This is a genomic window from Streptomyces sp. NPDC018947, assembly GCF_044390505.1.
Taxonomy (GTDB): domain Bacteria; phylum Actinomycetota; class Actinomycetes; order Streptomycetales; family Streptomycetaceae; genus Streptomyces.
The window spans coordinates 20,745-39,863 of the sequence record NZ_JBIRZD010000013.1; the positions used below are offsets into that span (position 1 = coordinate 20,745).

Annotated in this window: 18 protein-coding genes and 1 tRNA gene; 10 read left to right on the forward strand and 9 right to left on the reverse strand. The window is 70.3% G+C overall.

Annotated features, from left to right (window positions below; all coding sequences use genetic code 11):
• Positions 1-262 precede the first annotated feature (262 nt).
• The 6 genes from ACH499_RS23730 to pknB all read left to right on the forward strand — a co-directional run bounded on the left by ACH499_RS23730 (position 263) and on the right by pknB (position 8,460).
• Complete coding sequence (locus ACH499_RS23730; RefSeq protein ID WP_356198896.1) at positions 263-1,126, forward strand: DUF3662 and FHA domain-containing protein; 864 nt, start codon at positions 263-265, stop codon at positions 1,124-1,126.
• A gap of 10 nt (positions 1,127-1,136) precedes the next feature.
• Positions 1,137-1,652 carry an antibiotic biosynthesis regulator FhaB gene (fhaB, locus tag ACH499_RS23735; protein ID WP_356198898.1) on the forward strand — a complete coding sequence of 172 codons (516 nt, stop codon included), beginning with the start codon at positions 1,137-1,139 and terminating at the stop codon, positions 1,650-1,652.
• A 141-nt stretch (positions 1,653-1,793) separates the two neighbouring features.
• Complete coding sequence (locus ACH499_RS23740; RefSeq protein ID WP_356198900.1) at positions 1,794-3,326, forward strand: Stp1/IreP family PP2C-type Ser/Thr phosphatase; 1,533 nt, start codon at positions 1,794-1,796, stop codon at positions 3,324-3,326.
• A 27-nt stretch (positions 3,327-3,353) separates the two neighbouring features.
• Positions 3,354-4,790, forward strand: coding sequence for an FtsW/RodA/SpoVE family cell cycle protein (locus ACH499_RS23745; protein ID WP_356198902.1), 1,437 nt, complete (start codon positions 3,354-3,356; stop codon positions 4,788-4,790).
• Complete coding sequence (locus tag ACH499_RS23750) at positions 4,787-6,259, forward strand: penicillin-binding protein 2 (protein ID WP_356198904.1); 1,473 nt, start codon at positions 4,787-4,789, stop codon at positions 6,257-6,259. Before ACH499_RS23745 ends, ACH499_RS23750 begins: the two co-directional genes overlap by 4 nt.
• 191 nt (positions 6,260-6,450) lie before the next feature.
• Positions 6,451-8,460: a Stk1 family PASTA domain-containing Ser/Thr kinase gene (pknB, locus tag ACH499_RS23755; RefSeq protein WP_399018189.1), complete on the forward strand. Its 2,010-nt coding sequence runs from the start codon at positions 6,451-6,453 to the stop codon at positions 8,458-8,460.
• A gap of 81 nt (positions 8,461-8,541) precedes the next feature.
• On the opposite strand, the gene ACH499_RS23760 is transcribed toward pknB, so the two are convergent.
• The 5 genes from ACH499_RS23760 to ACH499_RS23780 are packed head-to-tail and all read right to left on the reverse strand — an operon-like array spanning position 8,542 to position 12,089.
• Complete coding sequence (locus tag ACH499_RS23760) at positions 8,542-9,312, reverse strand: class E sortase (protein WP_356198908.1); 771 nt, start codon at positions 9,310-9,312, stop codon at positions 8,542-8,544.
• Positions 9,313-9,325: 13 nt separating this feature from the next.
• Complete coding sequence (locus tag ACH499_RS23765; protein WP_399018191.1) at positions 9,326-10,435, reverse strand: class E sortase; 1,110 nt, start codon at positions 10,433-10,435, stop codon at positions 9,326-9,328.
• Positions 10,432-11,070 (reverse strand): aminodeoxychorismate/anthranilate synthase component II, encoded by a 639-nt coding sequence (locus ACH499_RS23770; protein ID WP_399018193.1) that lies wholly within the window; start codon positions 11,068-11,070, stop codon positions 10,432-10,434. The genes ACH499_RS23765 and ACH499_RS23770 overlap by 4 nt, the downstream gene beginning before the upstream one ends.
• The gene (locus ACH499_RS23775; protein WP_356199201.1) at positions 11,067-11,264 is read right to left on the reverse strand and encodes a hypothetical protein; all 198 of its coding nucleotides are present in this window, start codon (positions 11,262-11,264) and stop codon (positions 11,067-11,069) included. Before ACH499_RS23775 ends, ACH499_RS23770 begins: the two co-directional genes overlap by 4 nt.
• 45 nt (positions 11,265-11,309) lie before the next feature.
• Entirely contained in the window at positions 11,310-12,089 is a 780-nt protein-coding gene (locus ACH499_RS23780) for a DUF881 domain-containing protein (RefSeq protein WP_399018196.1), read from the reverse strand.
• A 141-nt stretch (positions 12,090-12,230) separates the two neighbouring features.
• Between ACH499_RS23780 and crgA the strand changes: the two genes are divergently transcribed.
• On the forward strand, positions 12,231-12,485 hold the full coding sequence (crgA, locus tag ACH499_RS23785; RefSeq protein WP_356198915.1) for a cell division protein CrgA: 255 nt from the start codon (positions 12,231-12,233) through the stop codon (positions 12,483-12,485).
• Positions 12,486-12,724: 239 nt separating this feature from the next.
• Here the strand turns inward: crgA and ACH499_RS23790 are convergent, their stop codons facing one another.
• Together ACH499_RS23790 and ACH499_RS23795 are read right to left on the reverse strand one after the other, a co-directional pair.
• Positions 12,725-13,633 carry a rhomboid family intramembrane serine protease gene (locus ACH499_RS23790; protein ID WP_399018198.1) on the reverse strand — a complete coding sequence of 303 codons (909 nt, stop codon included), beginning with the start codon at positions 13,631-13,633 and terminating at the stop codon, positions 12,725-12,727.
• A 105-nt stretch (positions 13,634-13,738) separates the two neighbouring features.
• A complete protein-coding gene (locus ACH499_RS23795; protein ID WP_365602008.1) occupies positions 13,739-14,272 on the reverse strand; it encodes a peptidylprolyl isomerase in 534 nt (177 codons plus the stop codon).
• Between the two features lie 366 nt (positions 14,273-14,638).
• Here ACH499_RS23795 and ACH499_RS23800 point away from each other — a divergent pair, with 366 nt between their 5' ends.
• A complete protein-coding gene (locus ACH499_RS23800; protein WP_356198920.1) occupies positions 14,639-15,343 on the forward strand; it encodes a DUF5324 family protein in 705 nt (234 codons plus the stop codon).
• A gap of 82 nt (positions 15,344-15,425) precedes the next feature.
• On the opposite strand, the gene ACH499_RS23805 is transcribed toward ACH499_RS23800, so the two are convergent.
• Both ACH499_RS23805 and ACH499_RS23810 read right to left on the reverse strand, forming a co-directional pair.
• A complete protein-coding gene (locus ACH499_RS23805; protein ID WP_356198921.1) occupies positions 15,426-16,202 on the reverse strand; it encodes an isoprenyl transferase in 777 nt (258 codons plus the stop codon).
• A gap of 405 nt (positions 16,203-16,607) precedes the next feature.
• Positions 16,608-16,680: transfer RNA gene (locus ACH499_RS23810), tRNA-Ala, on the reverse strand.
• Between the two features lie 179 nt (positions 16,681-16,859).
• Here ACH499_RS23810 and ACH499_RS23815 point away from each other — a divergent pair.
• Entirely contained in the window at positions 16,860-17,408 is a 549-nt protein-coding gene (locus tag ACH499_RS23815) for a DNA-binding protein (RefSeq protein WP_356198923.1), read from the forward strand.
• Between the two features lie 79 nt (positions 17,409-17,487).
• A complete protein-coding gene (locus ACH499_RS23820; RefSeq protein ID WP_399018201.1) occupies positions 17,488-19,107 on the forward strand; it encodes a protein kinase in 1,620 nt (539 codons plus the stop codon).
• Positions 19,108-19,119 lie beyond the last annotated feature (12 nt).

A 19,119-nucleotide genomic window follows, 5' to 3' on the forward strand; every position in this document is an offset into this window, starting at 1 on the left:
ACGATCCTGGGCGTGAGTGTCGTGCGGGAGCACGACGCGAACGGCCCGGGGAGTTCGAGGCGGACCTCCAGCGGGAACTCCGAGAGGCGTCGACACCCGTCGACGGGGCCGACAGGGGGAACCAGCCGATCGACCGGCGCGTGGATACGATCAGTAAGCAGTACCAGGTGGGCAGTGCGCGGACACGCGACACGGCGAGCAGTACGCAAGGCAGCAGTACGCAAGGCAGCGGACAGGACGGCAGCGACGGAGGAGGTGCCCCATGGGAGTCCTGAAGAAGTTCGAGCAGCGTCTCGAAGGTCTGGTCAACGGCACCTTCGCGAAGGTGTTCAAGTCCGAGGTGCAGCCCGTGGAGATCGCGGGAGCGCTTCAGCGTGAATGCGACAACAACGCGACCATCTGGAACCGCGACCGCACCGTCGTACCGAATGACTTCATCGTCGAGCTGAGCACACCCGACTTCGAACGCCTCAGCCCCTACTCCGGCCAGCTCGGCGACGAGCTCGCCGGCATGGTGCGCGACTACGCCAAGCAGCAGCGCTACACCTTCATGGGCCCCATCAAGGTCCACCTCGAGAAGGCGGACGACCTCGACACCGGCCTGTACCGGGTCCGCAGCCGTACGCTCGCCTCCTCCAGCGACCAGCAGGCCGGCCCCGCGGCTCCCCCCGCCCCCTCCGGGCGGCCCGGCGCACCGGGCGGCGGCTACGGCTACCCGCCCCCCGCCACCCCCGCGGGCGCCCCGCCCATGCCGGCCGCGCCCCCGCCAGGCTCCCGCCCCGGCGGCTACGGCTACCCGCCCGCCGGCGCCCCGCAGCCCCCGGCCACGCCCGCCCCCGGCGGACGCACCCGCCACTGGATCGAGATCAACGGCACCCGCCACCAGATCTCCCGCGCCACCCTCGTCCTCGGGCGCAGCACCGAGGCCGACGTGCGGATCGACGACCCCGGCGTCTCCCGCCGGCACTGCGAGATCCGGACCGGAACGCCCTCGACGATCCAGGATCTCGGGTCCACCAACGGCATCGTGGTGGACGGGCAGCACACCACCCGCGCTACGCTCCGCGACGGCTCGCGGATCGTCGTGGGCAGCACCACCGTTATCTATAGGCAAGCCGAAGGGTGATCCGGGGGCAATGTCAGAGCTGACCCTCACGGTCATGCGGCTGGGTTTCCTGGCCGTACTGTGGCTGTTCGTGATCGTGGCCGTGCAGGTCATCCGCAGCGACCTGTTCGGTACGCGGGTCACCCAGCGCGGAGCACGGCGCGACGCCGCACGACCGCAGCAGGCCGCGCGCCAGGGCCAGGCGCCTCCGCCGCAGCGCCAGCAGCCGAGCGGCGGCCGGGGCCGTCGCAACGCTCCCACCAAACTGGTCGTGACGGAGGGCACCCTCACCGGCACCACCGTCGCCCTCCAGGGCCAGACCATCACGCTCGGCCGGGCGCACGACAGCACCATCGTGCTGGACGACGACTACGCCTCCAGCCGCCATGCCAGGATCTACCCCGACCAGAACGGCCAGTGGATCGTCGAGGACCTGGGGTCCACCAACGGCACCTACCTGGACCGGTCCCGGCTGACGACCCCCACTCCCATCGGGCTGGGTACGCCGATCCGCATCGGCAAGACCGTCATCGAGCTGCGGAAGTAGTGCTACACCAATGAATGAGCGCGAGCGGAGCGAGCACGCAGCGGCGGCCGGCGACCCGGGCCCCGGCGCGCTCCCGACCGGAGGGTGGGCAGTGTGGCTCGACACGACCGGCTGCAGGCGGAGCCGACGGGCGAGGTGCGCATGAGTCTGTCACTGCGCTTCGCCGCCGGATCGCACAAGGGCATGATCCGGGAGGGCAACGAGGACTCCGGTTACGCCGGTCCCCGCCTGCTCGCCATCGCCGACGGCATGGGCGGCCAGGCCGCCGGTGAGGTCGCCTCCTCCGAGGTGATCTCCACCATCGTCGCCCTCGACGACGACGTGCCCGGCTCCGACATCCTCACCTCCCTCGGCACCGCCGTGCAGCGCGCCAACGACCAGTTGCGGCAGATGGTCGAGGAGGACCCCGCCCTCGAAGGCATGGGCACCACCCTCACCGCCCTGCTGTGGACCGGCCAGCGCCTCGGCCTCGTGCACGTCGGCGACTCCCGCGCCTACCTCCTGCGCGACGGCGTCCTCACCCAGATCACGCAGGACCACACCTGGGTGCAGCGCCTCGTCGACGAGGGACGCATCACCGAGGAGGAAGCGGGCACCCACCCGCAGCGCTCCCTGCTGATGCGCGCCCTCGGCAGCGGTGACCACGTCGAACCCGACCTGTCCATCCGCGAGGTCCGCGCCGGCGACCGCTACCTCATCTGCTCCGACGGGCTCTCCGGCGTCGTCTCGCACCAGACGCTCGAGGACACCCTCGCCAGCTACCAGGGTCCGCAGGAGACCGTGCAGGAGCTGATCCAGCTCGCCCTGCGCGGCGGCGGCCCCGACAACATCACCGTCATCGTCGCCGACGTCCTCGACCTCGACACCGGTGACACCCTCGCCGGCCAGCTCTCCGACACGCCCGTCGTCGTCGGCGCCGTCGCCGAGAACCAGGCGCAGTTCGGCGACAACGGGATCATGCAGACCCCGGCCGGCCGCGCCGCCGGTCTCGGACGGCAGGGCGGACAGCACGGCGGCGGCGAGTTCGGCCCGCCCGGCAGCGGCGACACCGCCGGCTACGCCCCCGACGGCTACGGCGACTACGGCGACGACGACTTCGTCAAGGCCCGCAGGAGCCGTCCCTGGCTCAAGCGGTCCCTGTACGGCGCGCTCGCCCTCGCCGTCATCGGCGGCGGCCTGTACGGCGGCTGGCGCTGGACGCAGACCCAGTACTACGTGGGCACCAACAACGACCACGTGGCGCTGTACCGGGGCATCAGCCAGGACCTGGCCTGGGTCTCGCTGTCGAAGGTCCAGAAGGACCACCCCGAGATCGAACTCAAGTACTTGCCTCCCTATCAGCAGAAGCTGGTCGAGGCGACCATCGCCGAGGGTGACCTGAACGACGCCCGGGCGAAGATCGAAGAGCTGTCGGTGCAGGCCTCCGCCTGCAAGAAGCAGGCCGAGCGGCGTGCCGCGGCCAGCGAGAACGCGAAGACGGGCGAGGGCGAGGCCGGAGGCACCACGGGAACCACCCCCGCCTCCTTCGCCAAGGCCACACCGACGCCGACCGCGTCGGAGCCGCCGGCGCCCGGATCGTCCACGTCCCCGTCCCCGACCGCACCCACTTCCAGCCCCGGCCCCAGCCTCTCGGAGGAGGAGCAGAAGGTCGTCTCGCTGTGCGGTAAGCAGTAGGCAAGCCGTGAGAGGCCCCGTCACACGATGAGCAGTACATCCAACTCGCCGACGCACCACACGTCCACGATCGGTTCCATCGGCGCGCCCAGCCGCCGCAACACCGAGCTGGCCCTGCTGGTGTTCGCCGTCGTCATCCCGGTCTTCGCCTACGCCAACGTGGGCCTGGCCATCAACGACGAGGTCCCCGCAGGTCTGCTGAGCTACGGCCTGGGCCTCGGCCTGCTGGCCGGCGTCGGCCACCTGGTCGTGCGCAAGTTCGCGCCGTACGCGGACCCCCTGCTGCTGCCGCTGGCCACCCTGCTCAACGGCCTCGGGCTCGTCGCCATCTGGCGCCTGGACCAGTCCGAACTGCTCCAGAGCATCAAGCAGGCCGGCACCGCGGCACCCCGGCAGCTGATGTACACCGCGATGGGCATCGCCCTGTTCGTCGCCGTGATGATCTTCCTGAAGGACCACCGCGTCCTCCAGCGCTACACCTACATCTCCATGGTCGGCGCCCTGTTCCTGCTCCTGCTCCCGCTCGTGCCGGGCCTCGGCAAGAACATCTACGGCGCCAAGATCTGGATCCAGGTCGGCTCCTTCTCCATCCAGCCCGGAGAGTTCGCCAAGATCGTCCTGGCGATCTTCTTCGCCGGCTACCTGATGGTGAAGCGCGACGCCCTCGCCCTCGCCAGCCGCCGCTTCATGGGCCTCTACCTGCCCCGCGGCCGCGACCTGGGCCCCATCCTCGTGGTCTGGATGGTCTCGATCCTCATCCTCGTCTTCGAGACCGACCTCGGCACGTCCCTGCTGTTCTTCGGCATGTTCGTGATCATGCTGTACGTCGCCACCGAGCGGACGAGCTGGATCGTCTTCGGTCTGCTGATGTCCGCGGTCGGCGCCGTCGGCGTGGCCACCTTCGAACCCCACATCCAGCAGCGCGTCGACGCCTGGCTCGACCCGATGCGGGAGTACACGCTCTCCCGCGCCGGCCAGGGCGGCCACTCCGAGCAGGCCATGCAGGCCCTGTGGGCCTTCGGCTCCGGCGGCACCCTCGGCACCGGCTGGGGCCAGGGCCACTCCGAGCTGATCCGCTTCGCCGCCAACTCCGACTTCATCCTCGCCACCTTCGGCGAGGAACTGGGCCTCGCCGGTCTCATGGCGCTGCTCCTGCTCTACGCGTTGATCGTGGAGCGCGGCGTGCGCACCGCCCTCGCCGCCCGCGACCCCTTCGGCAAGCTGCTCGCCATCGGCCTGTCCGGCGCCTTCGCCCTCCAGGTCTTCGTCGTCGCCGGCGGCGTGATGGGCCTCATCCCGCTCACCGGCATGACCATGCCGTTCCTGGCCTACGGAGGCTCCTCCGTCATCGCGAACTGGGCCCTGATCGGCATCCTGCTGCGCATCAGCGACACCGCCCGCAGGCCCGCCCCCGCGCCCGCCGCCAACCCCGACGCCGAGATGACCCAGGTGGTCCGACCGTGAACAAGCCCCTGCGCCGTATCGCGATCTTCTGCGGCCTCCTGGTGCTCACCCTGCTGATCCGCGACAACTGGCTCCAGTACGTCAAGGCCGACGAGCTCAAGACCGACGAGGACAACCGCCGCGTCGCCATCGAGCGGTACGCCAGCCCGCGCGGCGACATCATCGTCGACGGCAAGGCCATCACCGGACACGCCACCACCGACGGCGACTTCAAGTACAAGCGCACCTACAAGGACGGCGCCATGTGGGCGCCCGTCACCGGCTACGTCTCCCAGGCCTACGGCGCCACGCAGCTCGAGAACATCAACGACGGCATCCTCACCGGCAACGACGACCGGCTGTTCTTCCGCAACACCCTCGACATGCTCACCGGCAAGAAGCGCGAGGGCGGCAACGTCGTCACCACCCTCAACAGCGCCGCGCAGAAGGCCGCCTACCAGGGCCTCAAGAAGCAGGGCGGCAAGGGCGCCGTCGCCGCCATCGAGCCCTCCACCGGCAAGATCCTCGCGCTGGCCTCGTTCCCCTCGTACGACCCCTCCACCATCGCCGGCGGCAGCAAGGCGGACGGCGAGGCCTGGAACAAGATCATCGAGAAGAACAACCCCGACAAGCCGATGCTCAACCGCGCCCTGCGCGAGGTCTACCCGCCCGGTTCGACCTTCAAGGTGGTCACCGCGGCGGCGGCGCTGGAACACGAGAAGTACACCTCGGCCGACGAGAAGACCGAGACCCCGCTGCCGTGGATCATGCCCGGCACCTCCACCCCGCTGAAGAACGAGGGCGACCTGCCCTGCGAGAACGCCACCCTGCGCGAGGCGCTGCGCGTCTCCTGCAACACCGTCTTCGGCAAGATCGGCGCCGACCTCGGCAACGAGAAGATGCTGGAGACGGCCAAGAAGTTCGGCTTCACCGAGGAGCAGTTCACCCCCGTGCGCTCCAGCGCCTCGGTCTTCTCGGACGACATGAACGACTCGCAGGTCGCCCTCTCCTCCATCGGCCAGTTCAACACCGCCGCCACCCCGCTCCAGATGGCCATGGTCACCTCGGCCATCGCCAACAACGGCACGCTGATGAAGCCGTACATGGTGGACGAGTTGCAGGCGCCGAACGTCGACACGATCGAGAAGACGGACCCGCAGGAGATGAGCAAGCCGCTCAGCGCCGAGAACGCCCAGATCCTGCAGTCGATGATGGAGACCGTCGTCAAGGACGGCACGGGAACCAACGCGCAGATCCCCGGCGTCACGGTAGGTGGCAAGACCGGTACCGCGCAGCACGGTGTCGACAACAGCGAGAACCCGTACGCGTGGTTCATCTCGTACGCCAAGGCCAAGGACGGCAGCGCGCCCGTCGCCGTGGCCGTGGTGGTCGAGGACGAGAACGCCAACCGGGACGACATCTCCGGCGGCGGCCTCGCGGCACCCATCGCGAAGAGCGTGATGGAGGCCGTCATCAACAGCAAGAAGTGACCCGGGCGCCGAACGGGACGTGACTTGGCTCACGTCCCGTTCACATCGAGGCACGTTGCGATACCGGTCCTGTATCGGGTACCGGGCTTGGCCAGGTCACACGGAGCGAGCCGGGTACGGTAGGCCGGACGGCAGCCTCCGACCGTACAAGCATGCCGGTCGGGACCGACGGAGAGGGCTGGTAGGTAACCATGGAAGAGCCGCGTCGCCTCGGCGGCCGGTACGAGCTGGGCCAGGTGCTCGGCCGTGGTGGCATGGCGGAGGTCTACCTCGCGCACGACACCCGGCTCGGCCGCACCGTGGCGGTGAAGACGCTCCGCGCGGACCTCGCGCGTGATCCGTCCTTCCAGGCCCGGTTCCGCCGGGAGGCCCAGTCGGCCGCCTCGCTCAACCATCCCGCGATCGTGGCGGTCTACGACACGGGCGAGGACTACATCGACAACGTGTCGATCCCGTACATCGTCATGGAGTACGTCGACGGCTCCACGCTCCGTGAACTCCTCCACTCCGGCCGCAAGCTGCTGCCCGAGCGGTCCATGGAGATGACCATCGGGATCCTCCAGGCCCTGGAGTACTCGCACCGCGCCGGCATCGTCCACCGCGACATCAAGCCGGCCAACGTCATGCTCACCCGCAACGGCCAGGTCAAGGTCATGGACTTCGGCATCGCCCGCGCCATGGGCGACTCCGGCATGACGATGACCCAGACCTCCGCCGTCATCGGCACCGCCCAGTACCTCTCCCCGGAGCAGGCCAAGGGCGAGCAGGTCGACGCCCGTTCCGACCTGTACTCCACCGGCTGCCTGCTCTACGAACTCCTCACGGTGCGGCCTCCGTTCGTCGGCGACTCGCCGGTCGCGGTCGCCTACCAGCACGTCCGCGAGGAACCGCAGGCCCCCAGCGTCTTCGACCCCGAGATCACGCCCGAGATGGACGCGATCGTGCTGAAGGCGCTCGTCAAGGACCCGGACTACCGGTACCAGTCGGCCGACGAGATGCGCGCCGACATCGAGGCCTGCCTCGACGGCCAGCCGGTCGCCGCCACCGCCGCGATGGGCGTGATGGCCGCGGGGGGCTACGGCGGCTACCCCGACGACCAGCCGACCACCGCCATGCGCTCCGACGCCGGCGCGGGCGCCACCACCATGCTGCCGCCCATGAACCCGGACGACGGCGGCTACGGCTACGACGACCGGCCCGGCCGGCGCCGCCAGCAGAAGAAGTCCCACACCTCCACGGTCTTCCTGGTCCTCGCGGGCGTCCTCGTCCTCGTCGGCGCCATCCTGATCGGCAAGTACGCCATCGGCGGCGGAGGCGTGGGCAACGACAACGTCGAGGTCCCGAACTTCGTCGGCCTCAGCCAGCAGGAGGCCACGGACCAGGCCACCAACTCCGACCTGGTACTGGAGTTCACGCAGAAGCCCTGCGAGAACCAGGCCAAGGGCAACATCTGCTCCCAGAACCCGGAGCCGGACACCGAGGTCAAGAAGAACTCCACCGTCGACCTGGTCGTCTCCACCGGGGCGCCCAAGGTCGCGGTGCCCAACGTCATCGACAAGAACGTCGACGAGGCCACGCAGACCCTCGAGGACAAGGGCTTCAAGGTCGAGACCAAGCAGACCGAGTCCTCCCAGGAAGAGGGCACGGTCCTCAACCAGGACCCCGACCCGGGCACCGAGCGGGAGAAGGGCTCCACGATCACCCTCGAGGTCGCCAAGCCGGTCGAGAAGGAGACCGTGCCCGACGTCCTCGGCCGCACCTGCGAGGAGGCGAAGGCCCAGATGCAGGCCAGCAACCTCGTCGCCACCTGCTCCGAGCAGCCGACCACCGACGCGAACCAGGACGGCAAGGTCGTCTCCACCACGCCGTCGGCGGGCCAGGCGGTCGACAAGGGCTCGTCGGTGACGATCGTCGTCGGCAAGGCCGTGAAGAAGACGAAGGTGCCGGAGGTGCGCGGGGGAACCCTCGCGCAGGCCCGGCAGACCCTGCAGCAGCACGGCTTCACCAACGTCCAGGTCGCCGAGGGCGCACCCGGTGACGACAACGCGACGGTCGTCGTCATGGACCCGCAGCCGGGCACCGAGGTGGACGACCCGGCCGCCACGCCGATCACCCTCACCACCATGGGCGGTGGCGGCAACAACGGCGGTGGCGGCAACGGTGGCGGCTTCATCGGCGGCCTGAACCCCCGCGACGACTGACGCCCCGCCTTCCCCGACGAACGGAGCCCCGGCCCTCCGCAGAGGACCGGGGCTCCGTTGTGTCCGGCTGTTCGCAGGGGCTCAGCGCAGTTCCTCGGGCGGTGTGCGCTCGCCGTCCACCTTCTCCGTGCGCACCAGCTCGCCCCACACCACGTACCGGTAGCGGCTCGTGTAGACCGGCGTGCACGTCGTCAGCGTGATGTAGTGGCCGGCCTTCTTCCTGCCCGACTCCTCGGGGACCGGGGCGAGGACCTTCACGTTGTACTTCGAGGTCTCGGGGAGGATGCCGTAGACCTTGTAGACGTACCAGGTGTCCTTCGTCTCGAAGACGATCGGGTCACCCTTCTCGATCTTGTCGATGTTGTGGAACTTGGCCCCGTGCCCGTCCCGGTGGGCGGCCAGCGAGAAGTTGCCCTCCTTGCCCGACATCGGCAGCGCCGACTCGACCGGGTCGGTGTAGTAGCCGGCCACGCCGTCGTTGAGGACCTTCATCGACGTGCCCTTCTCCACGAGGATGTCGCCCTCGCTCATCGACGGCACGTGCAGGAAGCCGATGCCCGCCTTGGTGTCCAGCGCCCCCGGCCCGTCCGGGCCGACCCGGTCCTGGGCCCAGTTGTCCCGCACCTTGTCGGCCTGCTTGTCCGCCGCGCGCTCGGCGACGACGTTCGTCCACCACAGCGAGTAGACGACGAACAGGCCCAGCACCAGGCCCGCGGTGATCAGGAGTTCGCCGAAGACACTGACGACCAGCGCCACCGTCCGCCGCGGGCCGCGGCGGCGGCGTGCCGCGGACGGCGGCCCGCCGGACGCGTCGGTGTGCTCTTCGTGATCCGTGTCGGTGGTCGCTGCCACTGGTCATCTGCCCTTAACTGACGAGCGCATCCGGCTTGCCCTTGCTGCGCGGCCGTTCCTCGACCATCTTGCCCCAGACGATCATCCGGTACTTGCTGGTGAACTCCGGGGTGCACGTGGTCAGCGTGATGTAGCGCCCGGGCTTCGTGAACCCCGACTGCCGGGGCACCGGATCCAGGACGCTGATGTTGCTCGGCGACGTCACCGGCAGGATGGACGCCATCTTGTAGACGAAGTACTCGTCCTGCGTCTCCACGACGATCGGATCGCCCGGCTTCAGCTTGTTGATGTACCGGAACGGCTCGCCGTGCGTGTTGCGGTGCCCGGCCAGCCCGAAGTTGCCGGTCTTCGCGTCCGGCATCGCCGTCTTCAGCGCGCCCTCGGCGTAGTGCCCCACCATCCCGCGGTCCAGCACCTTCTTGCTGCTGATGCCCTCGGCGATCGGCACCACCACGTCCAGCTTGGGGATGTGCAGGATGGCGAAGCCCTGCCCCGGCTCGAAGGCCCCCGGGTTCCGCTTGCCGTTCGCCCAGTCGTCCTGGAGGCTGTTCGCCGCCTGGTCGGCCTGCGCGTGCGCGCGCACGTTCGTCCACCACAACTGGTAGGTGACGAACAGCAGCATCAGCACGCCGGTCGTGATGAAGAGCTCGCCGATCGCACGGCTGGCGATCACCGCGGCGCCCGGCTTGCGCGCCCGGGCCCGACGACGGGCCTCCACGCGCGACAGCGGCGCCGTGGGCGCCTCGGCCGCCTCCTGTGCCGTAGATGCCGTGGAGGGCCGTCGAGCGCCTCCACGACGCCCGTGGCGCCGTCTGGCCGCCTTCCTGCGGGCCGCGCGGCCACCGCCCGGCGGCGGGACCGGCACGGAGGAGGAGGCGTCCCGCGCGCGCCCGACCGACTGTGCCGGAACCCGCAGCGCCACGGTCTCGTCGTCGGGAACCGGCGAGTACGCCTGCGCGTACGCCTCCTCGGCCGGGAACCGGCCCTCGTGCCGGCCGTCCCCGTGGGAGCCGTCCGCGAACGAGACGTCCCCTAGCGCACCGGGTTCCCCGTACGGTCGCCCGTACGGGGAACCCTGGTCACCGGCCGCGCCGGAGTCACGCTCGGGGCGCAGCGCGGTCACGCCGTGGCCCTGCCCACCACCGGGGCGAGCCCCGCCGACCTCGCCACCGCGCCCTGGTCACCGCACTCCACCAGCCAGTTGGCCAGCATCCGGTGCCCGTGCTCGGTCAGCACCGACTCCGGGTGAAACTGGACGCCCTCGACCGGGAGTTCCCGGTGCCGCAGCCCCATCACGATCCCGTCGGGCGTACGGGCCGTCACCTCCAGCTCGGCCGGCACCGTGCCGGGCTCGGCGGCCAGCGAGTGGTACCGCGTCGCCGTGAACGGCGACGGCAGCCCCGCGAAGACGCCCCTGCCCCCGTGCTCGACCGGCGAGGTCTTCCCGTGCAGCAGCTCCGGCGCCCGGCCCACCACACCGCCGTACGCCACCTGCATCGACTGCATGCCGAGACAGACGCCGAAGACCGGCACCCCGGTCGCCGCGCAGTGCCGCACCATCTCGACGCACACGCCCGCCTGCTCCGGCGTGCCCGGCCCCGGCGACAGCAGGACGCCGTCGAAACCGTCCTGGGCGTGGTCCGTGGTCACCTCGTCGTTGCGCAGCACCTCGCACTCGGCACCGAGCTGGTACAGGTACTGGACCAGGTTGAAGACGAAGCTGTCGTAGTTGTCGACGACGAGGATGCGCGCGCTCACTGGTTGTCCACCGTCACATCGTTGAAGGGAAGCAGCGGTTCGGCCCACGGGAAGACGTACTGGAACAGCACGTAGACCACGGCCACCACGAGCAGCAGTGAGAGCAACGCCTTCACCCACGCGTTCCCCGGCAGATGCCGCCAGATCCAGCCGTACATGCCGTCCCTTCCGTCGCACCACGGCACCAGACTCACGCCGTACGGCACCAGACTAACGGCGAGAGGCCCCCGGGAAGGGCGTCACTCCACAGGCCGGGCGTAGTGCAGGTCGACGGCGCCCGAGTAACCCGGCAGCGTCACCGTCCCCTCGTCCTCGACGTTCCAGCCGAGCCCGTAGACGTTGACGTAGACCATGTAGTTCTGGATCGCCGGCGCCTGGGCGAGCGCCCGCTTCAGCCGCGCCGGCTCGCCCACGGCCTGGATCTTGTACGGCGGTGAGTAGACGCGACCCTGGAGGATCAGGGTGTTGCCCACGCAGCGCACGGCGCTGGTGGAGATCAGCCGCTGGTCCATCACCTTGATGCCCTCGGCGCCGCCCTGCCACAGCGCGTTCACCACCGCCTGCAGGTCCTGCTGGTGGATCACGAGGTAGTCGGGCTGCGGCTCGGGGTAGCCCGGGAGCTTGGCGGTCGCGTCCGGCGGGGCGTCGTCGAGGGTGACCGATATCGCCTCGCCCTTCAGCTCCTGCGTGCCCGTCCTCTCCTCCAGGGCCGCGAGCTTGTCGTCCTCTTCCTTGGTGCTCTTGTCGTCGCGTTCGGCGAGGGACTCGATGTCCGCGCGCAGGGCCGCGTTGGACTCGTCCAGCTCGCCGTTCTTGCGGCTCCGCTCATGGATGAGATCGGACAACTTCAGCAAAGAGGCGTCGGTCCGGATATTGGTGCCCTTGGCGGTATCGAAACTCATGAAGAAAATGAGCCCGGCGAGCGCGAAGACGGCCGCCGTGAGCACCCGCACGGGCCGGAAACGGCGCGGGCGGGCAGGGCTGGATCCCGTCCCGGGGGAGTCGGCAGAATTGCTCAACGTACCCTTATCTCCTTCGGCGCCACGGAAGCACTACGCTAACGGACGCCCGGGGGAGCACTCAGAGTCCCCTTGTACGCCGCCCCCGAGCCCGATCCGTACCCTGCGCGGCCACGCAGCGCATCGACAGGAGAGACCCTCGTGCCGAAGTCACGTATCCGCAAGAAGGCCGACTACACGCCGCCGCCCGCGAAGCAGGCGACGGCCGTCAAGCTGACCAGCCGCAGCTGGGTCGCCCCCGTCATGCTGGCCCTGTTCATCGTGGGCCTCGCCTGGATCGTCGTCTTCTACGTCACCGACGGTTCCCTTCCGATCGAGGACTTCGGCAACTGGAACATCGTGGTGGGCTTCGGTTTCATCGCCGCGGGATTCGGTGTTTCCACGCAGTGGAAGTAGCCGAGTAACTCTCCCCAGGACTATCCACGGAGTTATCCACAGGCCCTGTCCACACGGTGGGGAAAAGAAACGACGATCTGTGGATAACCCGTCGGACGTTGACGCCGGTGTGACGGAAGTACCAGCAACCGAAAACACGTTCGCCCCCTGCCTGACCTGCGAAAACACGGGTCAGTGACAGGGGGCACACGTGTTCCCGCACGCTGTGCACAAGATCGGGCACCCGCTGTGGACAACGCTCAGGTGAGCTGTGCGGTTCTCAACAGGGTCAGAGCGGCGACCGCCACCAGGACCAGCGCACAGGTGCCGTACTGGACGAGCGACCGCCGCTCGCGCGGGGCGTGGAGCATGGCGTAGCCGATGACGGCTCCGGCGACCAGACCGCCGATGTGGGCCTGCCAGGCGATGTCGCGCGCCCAGAAGGTGAAGACGAGGTTGACCACCAGCAGGCCGATCACCGGCCGCATGTCCGCGTTGAGCCGGCGCACGAGCGCGCCGGTCGCGCCGAAGAGGCCGAAGACGGCGCCGGAGGCACCCAGCGTGGACTGGGCCGGCGAGGCGAGCAGGTACGTGAGGGCACTGCCGGCGAGGCCCGAGACGAGGTAGAGCGTGAGGTAGCGGGCGCGGCCGAGGGCGGCTTCCAGGGGGCCGCCGAGCCACCACAGGGCGAGCATGTTGAAGCCGATGTGCCAGATCTCCCAGTGGGTGAACATCGAGGTCACCATGCGGTACCACTCGCCGTCCGCGACACCCTCGGTGGCCGTGAACGGCGCGGGGGGCCGGCGTCCGATCAGGACCAGGTCGCCGAGGAGCGGGGAACTGGCGTGGACGGCGATGAACACCGCCACGTTGATGCCGATGAGGATCTTGGTGACCAGGTGCGGGTCGGCGGCGACGGCTCCGCCGGCGAGCGTGCGCGGCCGGGAGGCGTCGGGGGCGCGGCCGGTGCCGGTGCCGCCACGGGCGCAGTCGGGGCAGTGGAAGCCGACGGAGGCGTTGACCATGCACTCGGGACAGATCGGGCGTTCGCAGCGGGTGCAGCGGATGCCGGTCTCCCGGTCCGGGTGCCGGTAGCAGTGCGGTGTGCCCGGGGCGGGCGGGGGTCCCTGGCCCTCCGGGCCCTGTGGACCGCCTGGTGCCTGGTGCATGGGATCCCCTCGCTTGTCCGTCCGAGTCCGAAAGGTACGCAGCCCCGCCCATCCTTACGGACGAGCGGGGCAATTGGTTCCCTTCGGGCGCGACGGCGCGGGGCTTCAGCCCTGGCGGGTCTCCACGACGACCGACTCGATGACCACGTCGTTGAGCGGTCGGTCGGTGCGGGGGTTGGTCTGCGTCGCGGCGATGGCGTCGACCACCTTCTGGCTGGCGGAGCCGGTGACCTCGCCGAAGATGGTGTGCTTGCGCGTCAGCCACGTGGTCGGGGAGACGGTGATGAAGAACTGCGAGCCGTTGGTGCCCGGGCCGGCGTTGGCCATGGCCAGGAGGTAGGGCTTGTCGAAGCGGAGATCGGGGTGGAACTCGTCCTCGAACTGGTAGCCGGGGCCGCCGGTGCCGTTGCCCAGCGGGTCACCGCCCTGGATCATGAAGCCGCTGATCACCCGGTGGAAGACCGTGCCGTCGTAGAGCCTGTCCGTGGTCTTCTCCCCGGTCTCGGGGTTGGTCCACTCACGCTCGCCCCGGGCGAGCTCGACGAAGTTCCTGACCGTCTTGGGGGCGTGGTTCGGCAGGAGCCGGATCTCGATGTCGCCGTGGCTGGTCTTCAGGGTGGCGTAGAGCTGCTCGGCCACGATGTGCCTTCCGTCGTCTTCTTGTGCTCCCCGATCCTCGCACGGGCCCGTGGTACCCGTCGCCCGGCGGCCGGTGCCCGTCGCGGGCCGGGCGCCCACGGAAACCCGGGCGCGTACGCCCGGGGCACGAGCGCGGGGCGGCGATCCGTGGCATTGTCGTCGTCAGGATCCCGTTACGCCGTATTCATCCGTTGTTGCGGTTGGTCAACACGTGACACGCCTTCTGCACCACTTGCCCCTGACGGCCCGCGGGCACCGCCCATGACCCGGATGCCCGCCCTCACATGCCTGGCTCCGCGTCCGCAGGCATGATCCGTAAAAGGGTGGAAAGTCGAATTACCGTACGCCACCGAGGAGGAGGAACCCGTGACCCGCATCGACAGCGTGCGCGCCGCGACCGGTTCGGCGAAGGACAGCGTGCTGCACGCCGCGGAAGTGGTGGCGCCCTACGCCGACACGGCCAAGGACAGGGCCGCTCACTACGCACAGGAGGCGCGCGTACGGCTGGCGCCCAAGGTGTCGCAGGCCGCGTGCCAGGCCAGGCTCCAGTACGGAGCGCATGTCGCGCCTCGGCTGGAACAGGCCCGTACGCATGTGCCGCCGAAGATGGACCAGGCGGCTCACGAGGCCGCGCTCCGTACTCGGCTGGCTGCCCGGCAGGCGGCCGAGTACTCCCGACCGGTGATCGAGCAGGCCGTGGCCGCGGCCGGGCCCGTCCGGGGCGAGGCCGCCGCGCGGGGTGCCGCCGCGCTGGCCGCGCTGCGCGGCCAGGTCTCGGCCCAGGAGATCCGGAAGCTGGCCCGCAGGCATGAGCGGCGGGCCAAGGCCGGGCGTATCGCCAAGGCTCTCGCGGTGGTGGGCGTCGTCGCGGGCGGCGCCTTCGCCGCGTGGAAGTGGTGGGACAAGCAGGCCAACCCGGACTGGCTGGTGGAGCCGCCGGAGGCGACGGAAGTTTCCGAGAGCGCACGGCTGACGTCGGTGGACGGCACCGGCGGGACCGCCCTGGACCCCGAGGTCCAGGCAAAGCAGGCCGAGGACGAGGTCTCCGACGACGGCGACGAGCCGCGCTGACCCGTGACGCTCAGTACAACGCCGCGGGGCGGGAGACCCGGAAGTCTCCCGCCCCGCGGCGTTGTTTCACGTGGAACATGCGTCAGCGGCCGTAGCGCCGTTCCCGCACGGAGTAGGAGCGCAAGGCGCGCAGGAAGTCGATCTCCCGGAAATCGGGCCAGTAGGTCTCGCAGAAGTACACCTCGGCATAGGCGGACTGCCAGAGGAGGAAGCCGGACAGCCGCTGCTCGCCGGAGGTGCGGATGATGAGGTCGGACTCGGAGCGCGCCTTCGAGTAGAGGTGCTTCGAGATGTGCTCCATGGTGAAGGTCTCGATGAACTCGTCGATGTCCCCGCCCTGGGAGGCGTGCTCCGTGAGGGCCGACCGCACGGCGTCGACGATCTCCCGGCGTCCGCCGTACCCCACGGCGACGTCGACCTTGGTCCCGCCCTGGCGGCCGTGGGTGGCCGCCGTGGCGGTCTTGAGGCGGCTCGCGGACTCGGCGGGCAGCAGGTCCAGGGCGCCGACGACCTCGACGGGCCAGGGGTTGCCCGGAGCGGCCAGGCGCTCGACGACCTCGGCGATGATGTCGATCAGAGGGTTGAGCTGGTCCTCGGGCCGGTGCAGGTTGTCGTCGGACAGCATGAAGAGGGTCACGTGCTCGATCTGCGCGGAGTCGCACCAGCGCAGGAAGTCCAGCACCTTGGCGCCGCCGGCCCGGTAGCCCTCGCGCGGGTCCTCGATGCCGGATTCCTTGGCCCATCGGCGGTTGCCGTCCAGCATGATGCCGATGTGCTGGGGGCGTGGGCGTCCTTCCAGCTCCCTGACCAGCCGCTTCATGTACAGCGCATCGAGAGCGGCTCGTACCTTGGCCCGCATGCTCTACCCCTTTCACCTCGCAGCGACCGGACGGCTCCGGCGGCGGTGCGCCGCTTGGCACCGCCCCGCAGGGGTGTGGCGCTGGTGCCCTCTGGGGTGACGATATCAAGAGCAGACAGCCTCACTCGGGCGCTGAGCGGCCGCCGCACGTACACCCGTTCCCACCCGGCGGTGCCGGCCGCATCCGTCTGGCACTCCGTCAACTGGCCTTTTCACGCCATACGTTGGCGGTCACTCACCGTACGAGGGCCGATGAGTGGGGATGCTCACGCCGCCGCCCCCGCGAGCGTCCGGGGCCACCTCGGCTAGGTGGCGGCCCCCGTACCGCGGCGCGAGGTGGGGCCGCCCACGCGAAGAGCCCGTCCGGACTCGCGTTTCCGCAGCTCGGACGGGCTCTCGACGGAGTGGAGCCTAGGGGAGTCGAACCCCTGACATCTGCCATGCAAAGACAGCGCTCTACCAACTGAGCTAAGGCCCCGGAACTGACGTCCGACCGGAGAAACCTCATACCGGCGGGCGCCGCAGACAAGAGTACCGGGTCGCCCCCCGTATCTCACAAATGATTGGGGGTCCCGGGCGACGACCACGCTCCGTAAGATGCTCGGCGTGGTTCGCTGGAGCGAACTGCGGTTTTTGGGGAAGCGATGGGGAGACGCAATGGACGCCGCACAGCAGGAAGCCACCGCGAGAGCGCGGGAACTGCAGCGGAACTGGTACGGGGAGCCGCTGGGGGCGCTCTTCCGTAGGCTCATCGACGATCTTGGCCTCAACCAGGCTCGTCTCGCGGGGGTGCTGGGACTGTCCGCGCCGATGCTGTCGCAGCTCATGAGCGGCCAGCGGGCGAAGATCGGCAACCCGGCGGTGGTGCAGCGGGTGCAGTTGCTGCAGGAGCTGGCGGGGCAGGTGGCGGACGGCAGTGTGAGCGCGGCCGAGGCGACCGAGCGCATGGACGAGATCAAGAGGTCGCAGGGGGGCTCGGTGCTCAGCAACACCACGCAGACGACGAGCACTTCGGGGGCGCCGACGGTCAAGCGGGTGGTCCGCGAGATCCAGTCGCTGCTGCGCTCGGTGGCGGCCGCCGGCGACATAATCGAGGCCGCCGACTCCCTCTCCCCGTCCCACCCGGAGCTGGCGGAGTTCCTGCGGGTGTACGGCGCGGGCCGCACCTCCGACGCGGTCGCGCACTACCAGTCCCACCAGAACTGACCCGCGCGGTCCGGCCGCCGAACGGGCTCGACGGCCGGACCACGGGGAGTGGCGCGAGGGGGAGGAGCGGCACACAGCCATGGGTGAGGTCTTCGCCGGCCGGTACGAGCTGGTCGATCCGATCGGCCGTGGAGGGGTGGGTGCCGTCTGGCGTGCCTGGGACCACCGCCGCCGGCGCTACGTGGCCGCCAAGGTGCTCCAGCAGAGGGACGCCCACTCCCTGCTGCGTTTCGTACGTGAACAGGCGCTGCGGATCGACCATCCGCATGTGCTCGCGCCGGCGAGCTGGGCCGCCGACGACGACCAGGTCCTGTTCACGATGGACCTGGTCACGGGCGGCTCCCTCGTCCACCTGGTCGGGGACTACGGTCCCCTGCCGCCCGGATTCGTCTGCGTCCTGCTGGACCAGCTCCTCGCGGGACTGGCGGCCGTGCACGCGGAGGACGTCGTCCACCGCGACGTGAAGCCGGCCAACGTGCTGCTCGAGGCCACCGGCACGGGACGGCCCCGGCTGCGGCTGTCCGACTTCGGCATCGCCATGCGGCTGGGCGAGCCCCGGCTGACGGAGACCAACCTGGTCGTGGGGACGCCCGGTTACCTCGCGCCCGAGCAGATGATGGGCGCGGAACCGGACTTCCCCGCCGACCTGTTCGCCGTGGGACTGGTCGCCCTGTATCTGCTGGAAGGGGCCAGACCCGATGCCAAGGCGCTCGTGCGGTACTTCGCCGAGCACGGGACGCCGCCCGCTCCGCGAGGGATCCCCGAGCCGTTGTGGCAGGTTCTCGCGACGCTGCTCCAGCCGGATCCCGCGGCGAGGTTCCGTACGGCCACGGGGGCGCGCAAGGCGCTGGCCGCGGCGGTGGAGCTGCTGCCGGAGCCGGGGCCCGACGACGAGATCATCGAGATCTTCGACCAAGTGGGGCCGCTGCCTTCGGGGTTCGGACCGGACGGGCCGCTGAAACGGGCGTCGGGAGTGAGCGACGCCACCACGGACCCACGGCGGCCGTCCGGACCGACACGCCCAGGAACACCACCGGCCCCGGTCGGCCCGCCGTCGGACCCGACCGGTTCGCCCCCGGCCCCGGCGGGCGCTCCGCCGATCCCGGACGCTCCGGCCCAGGTAGGTGCTCCGCGGACCCCGGACGGTTCGTCCCCGGCCGCGGTGGCCGCGCCGCCGCATCCGGACGCCTCACCCCCGCCGCCGGTGGGTGCTCCGCCCGCCCCGGACGGCTCGGCCCCGCCCATGGTGGGTGCTCCGCACCCGGACGCTTCGCCCCGACACCCCGAGGACCGTCCGGAGGGGCCGGTGCCCGAACCGCCGCGGCCCTCCGGCATGTCGGACACCGGAAGCTTCCCCCTGCCGCCCCCGCGGCCCTCCGCGGCCTTCGCCCCCACGCCCGCGAGCCCCCAGCCGTACGTCCACGCACCGGCTCACCCGCGGACCCCCGAGTTCCCGGCCCCCGGGCACCGCCCCCCACGTGCGGCACCCTTCCCCGACCGGGCCCCGCGGCCGTCGCGGCCCGCCGACGTGGCCACCGCCGCGTACACCGCCCAGGCCGCGCCGGCTCCCCCGCCCGTCCCGGCGCACCCCCAGCACCGACGCCGTCGTCCGGGCCCGCCCGCCGGGGTGACGATCCCGGTGCTGCTCCTCGCGCTGGCCTGCTACGCCGTGGGTTTCTGGGCGCTGACCCGCATCTGAGGCCGGGAGCAC

What these genes read in the sequence shown, in the direction of transcription:
- ACH499_RS23730 (WP_356198896.1), top strand. Translation starts at nt 263, where the DNA reads ATGGGAGTCCTGAAGAAGTTCGAGCAGCGTCTCGAAGGTCTGGTCAAC.
- fhaB (WP_356198898.1), top strand. Translation starts at nt 1,137, where the DNA reads ATGTCAGAGCTGACCCTCACGGTCATGCGGCTGGGTTTCCTGGCCGTA.
- ACH499_RS23740 (WP_356198900.1), top strand. Translation starts at nt 1,794, where the DNA reads ATGAGTCTGTCACTGCGCTTCGCCGCCGGATCGCACAAGGGCATGATC.
- ACH499_RS23745 (WP_356198902.1), top strand. Translation starts at nt 3,354, where the DNA reads ATGAGCAGTACATCCAACTCGCCGACGCACCACACGTCCACGATCGGT.
- pknB (WP_399018189.1), top strand. Translation starts at nt 6,451, where the DNA reads ATGGAAGAGCCGCGTCGCCTCGGCGGCCGGTACGAGCTGGGCCAGGTG.
- ACH499_RS23790 (WP_399018198.1), bottom strand. Translation starts at nt 13,633, where the DNA reads ATGCACCAGGCACCAGGCGGTCCACAGGGCCCGGAGGGCCAGGGACCC.
- ACH499_RS23805 (WP_356198921.1), bottom strand. Translation starts at nt 16,202, where the DNA reads ATGCGGGCCAAGGTACGAGCCGCTCTCGATGCGCTGTACATGAAGCGG.
- ACH499_RS23815 (WP_356198923.1), top strand. Translation starts at nt 16,860, where the DNA reads ATGGACGCCGCACAGCAGGAAGCCACCGCGAGAGCGCGGGAACTGCAG.
- ACH499_RS23820 (WP_399018201.1), top strand. Translation starts at nt 17,488, where the DNA reads ATGGGTGAGGTCTTCGCCGGCCGGTACGAGCTGGTCGATCCGATCGGC.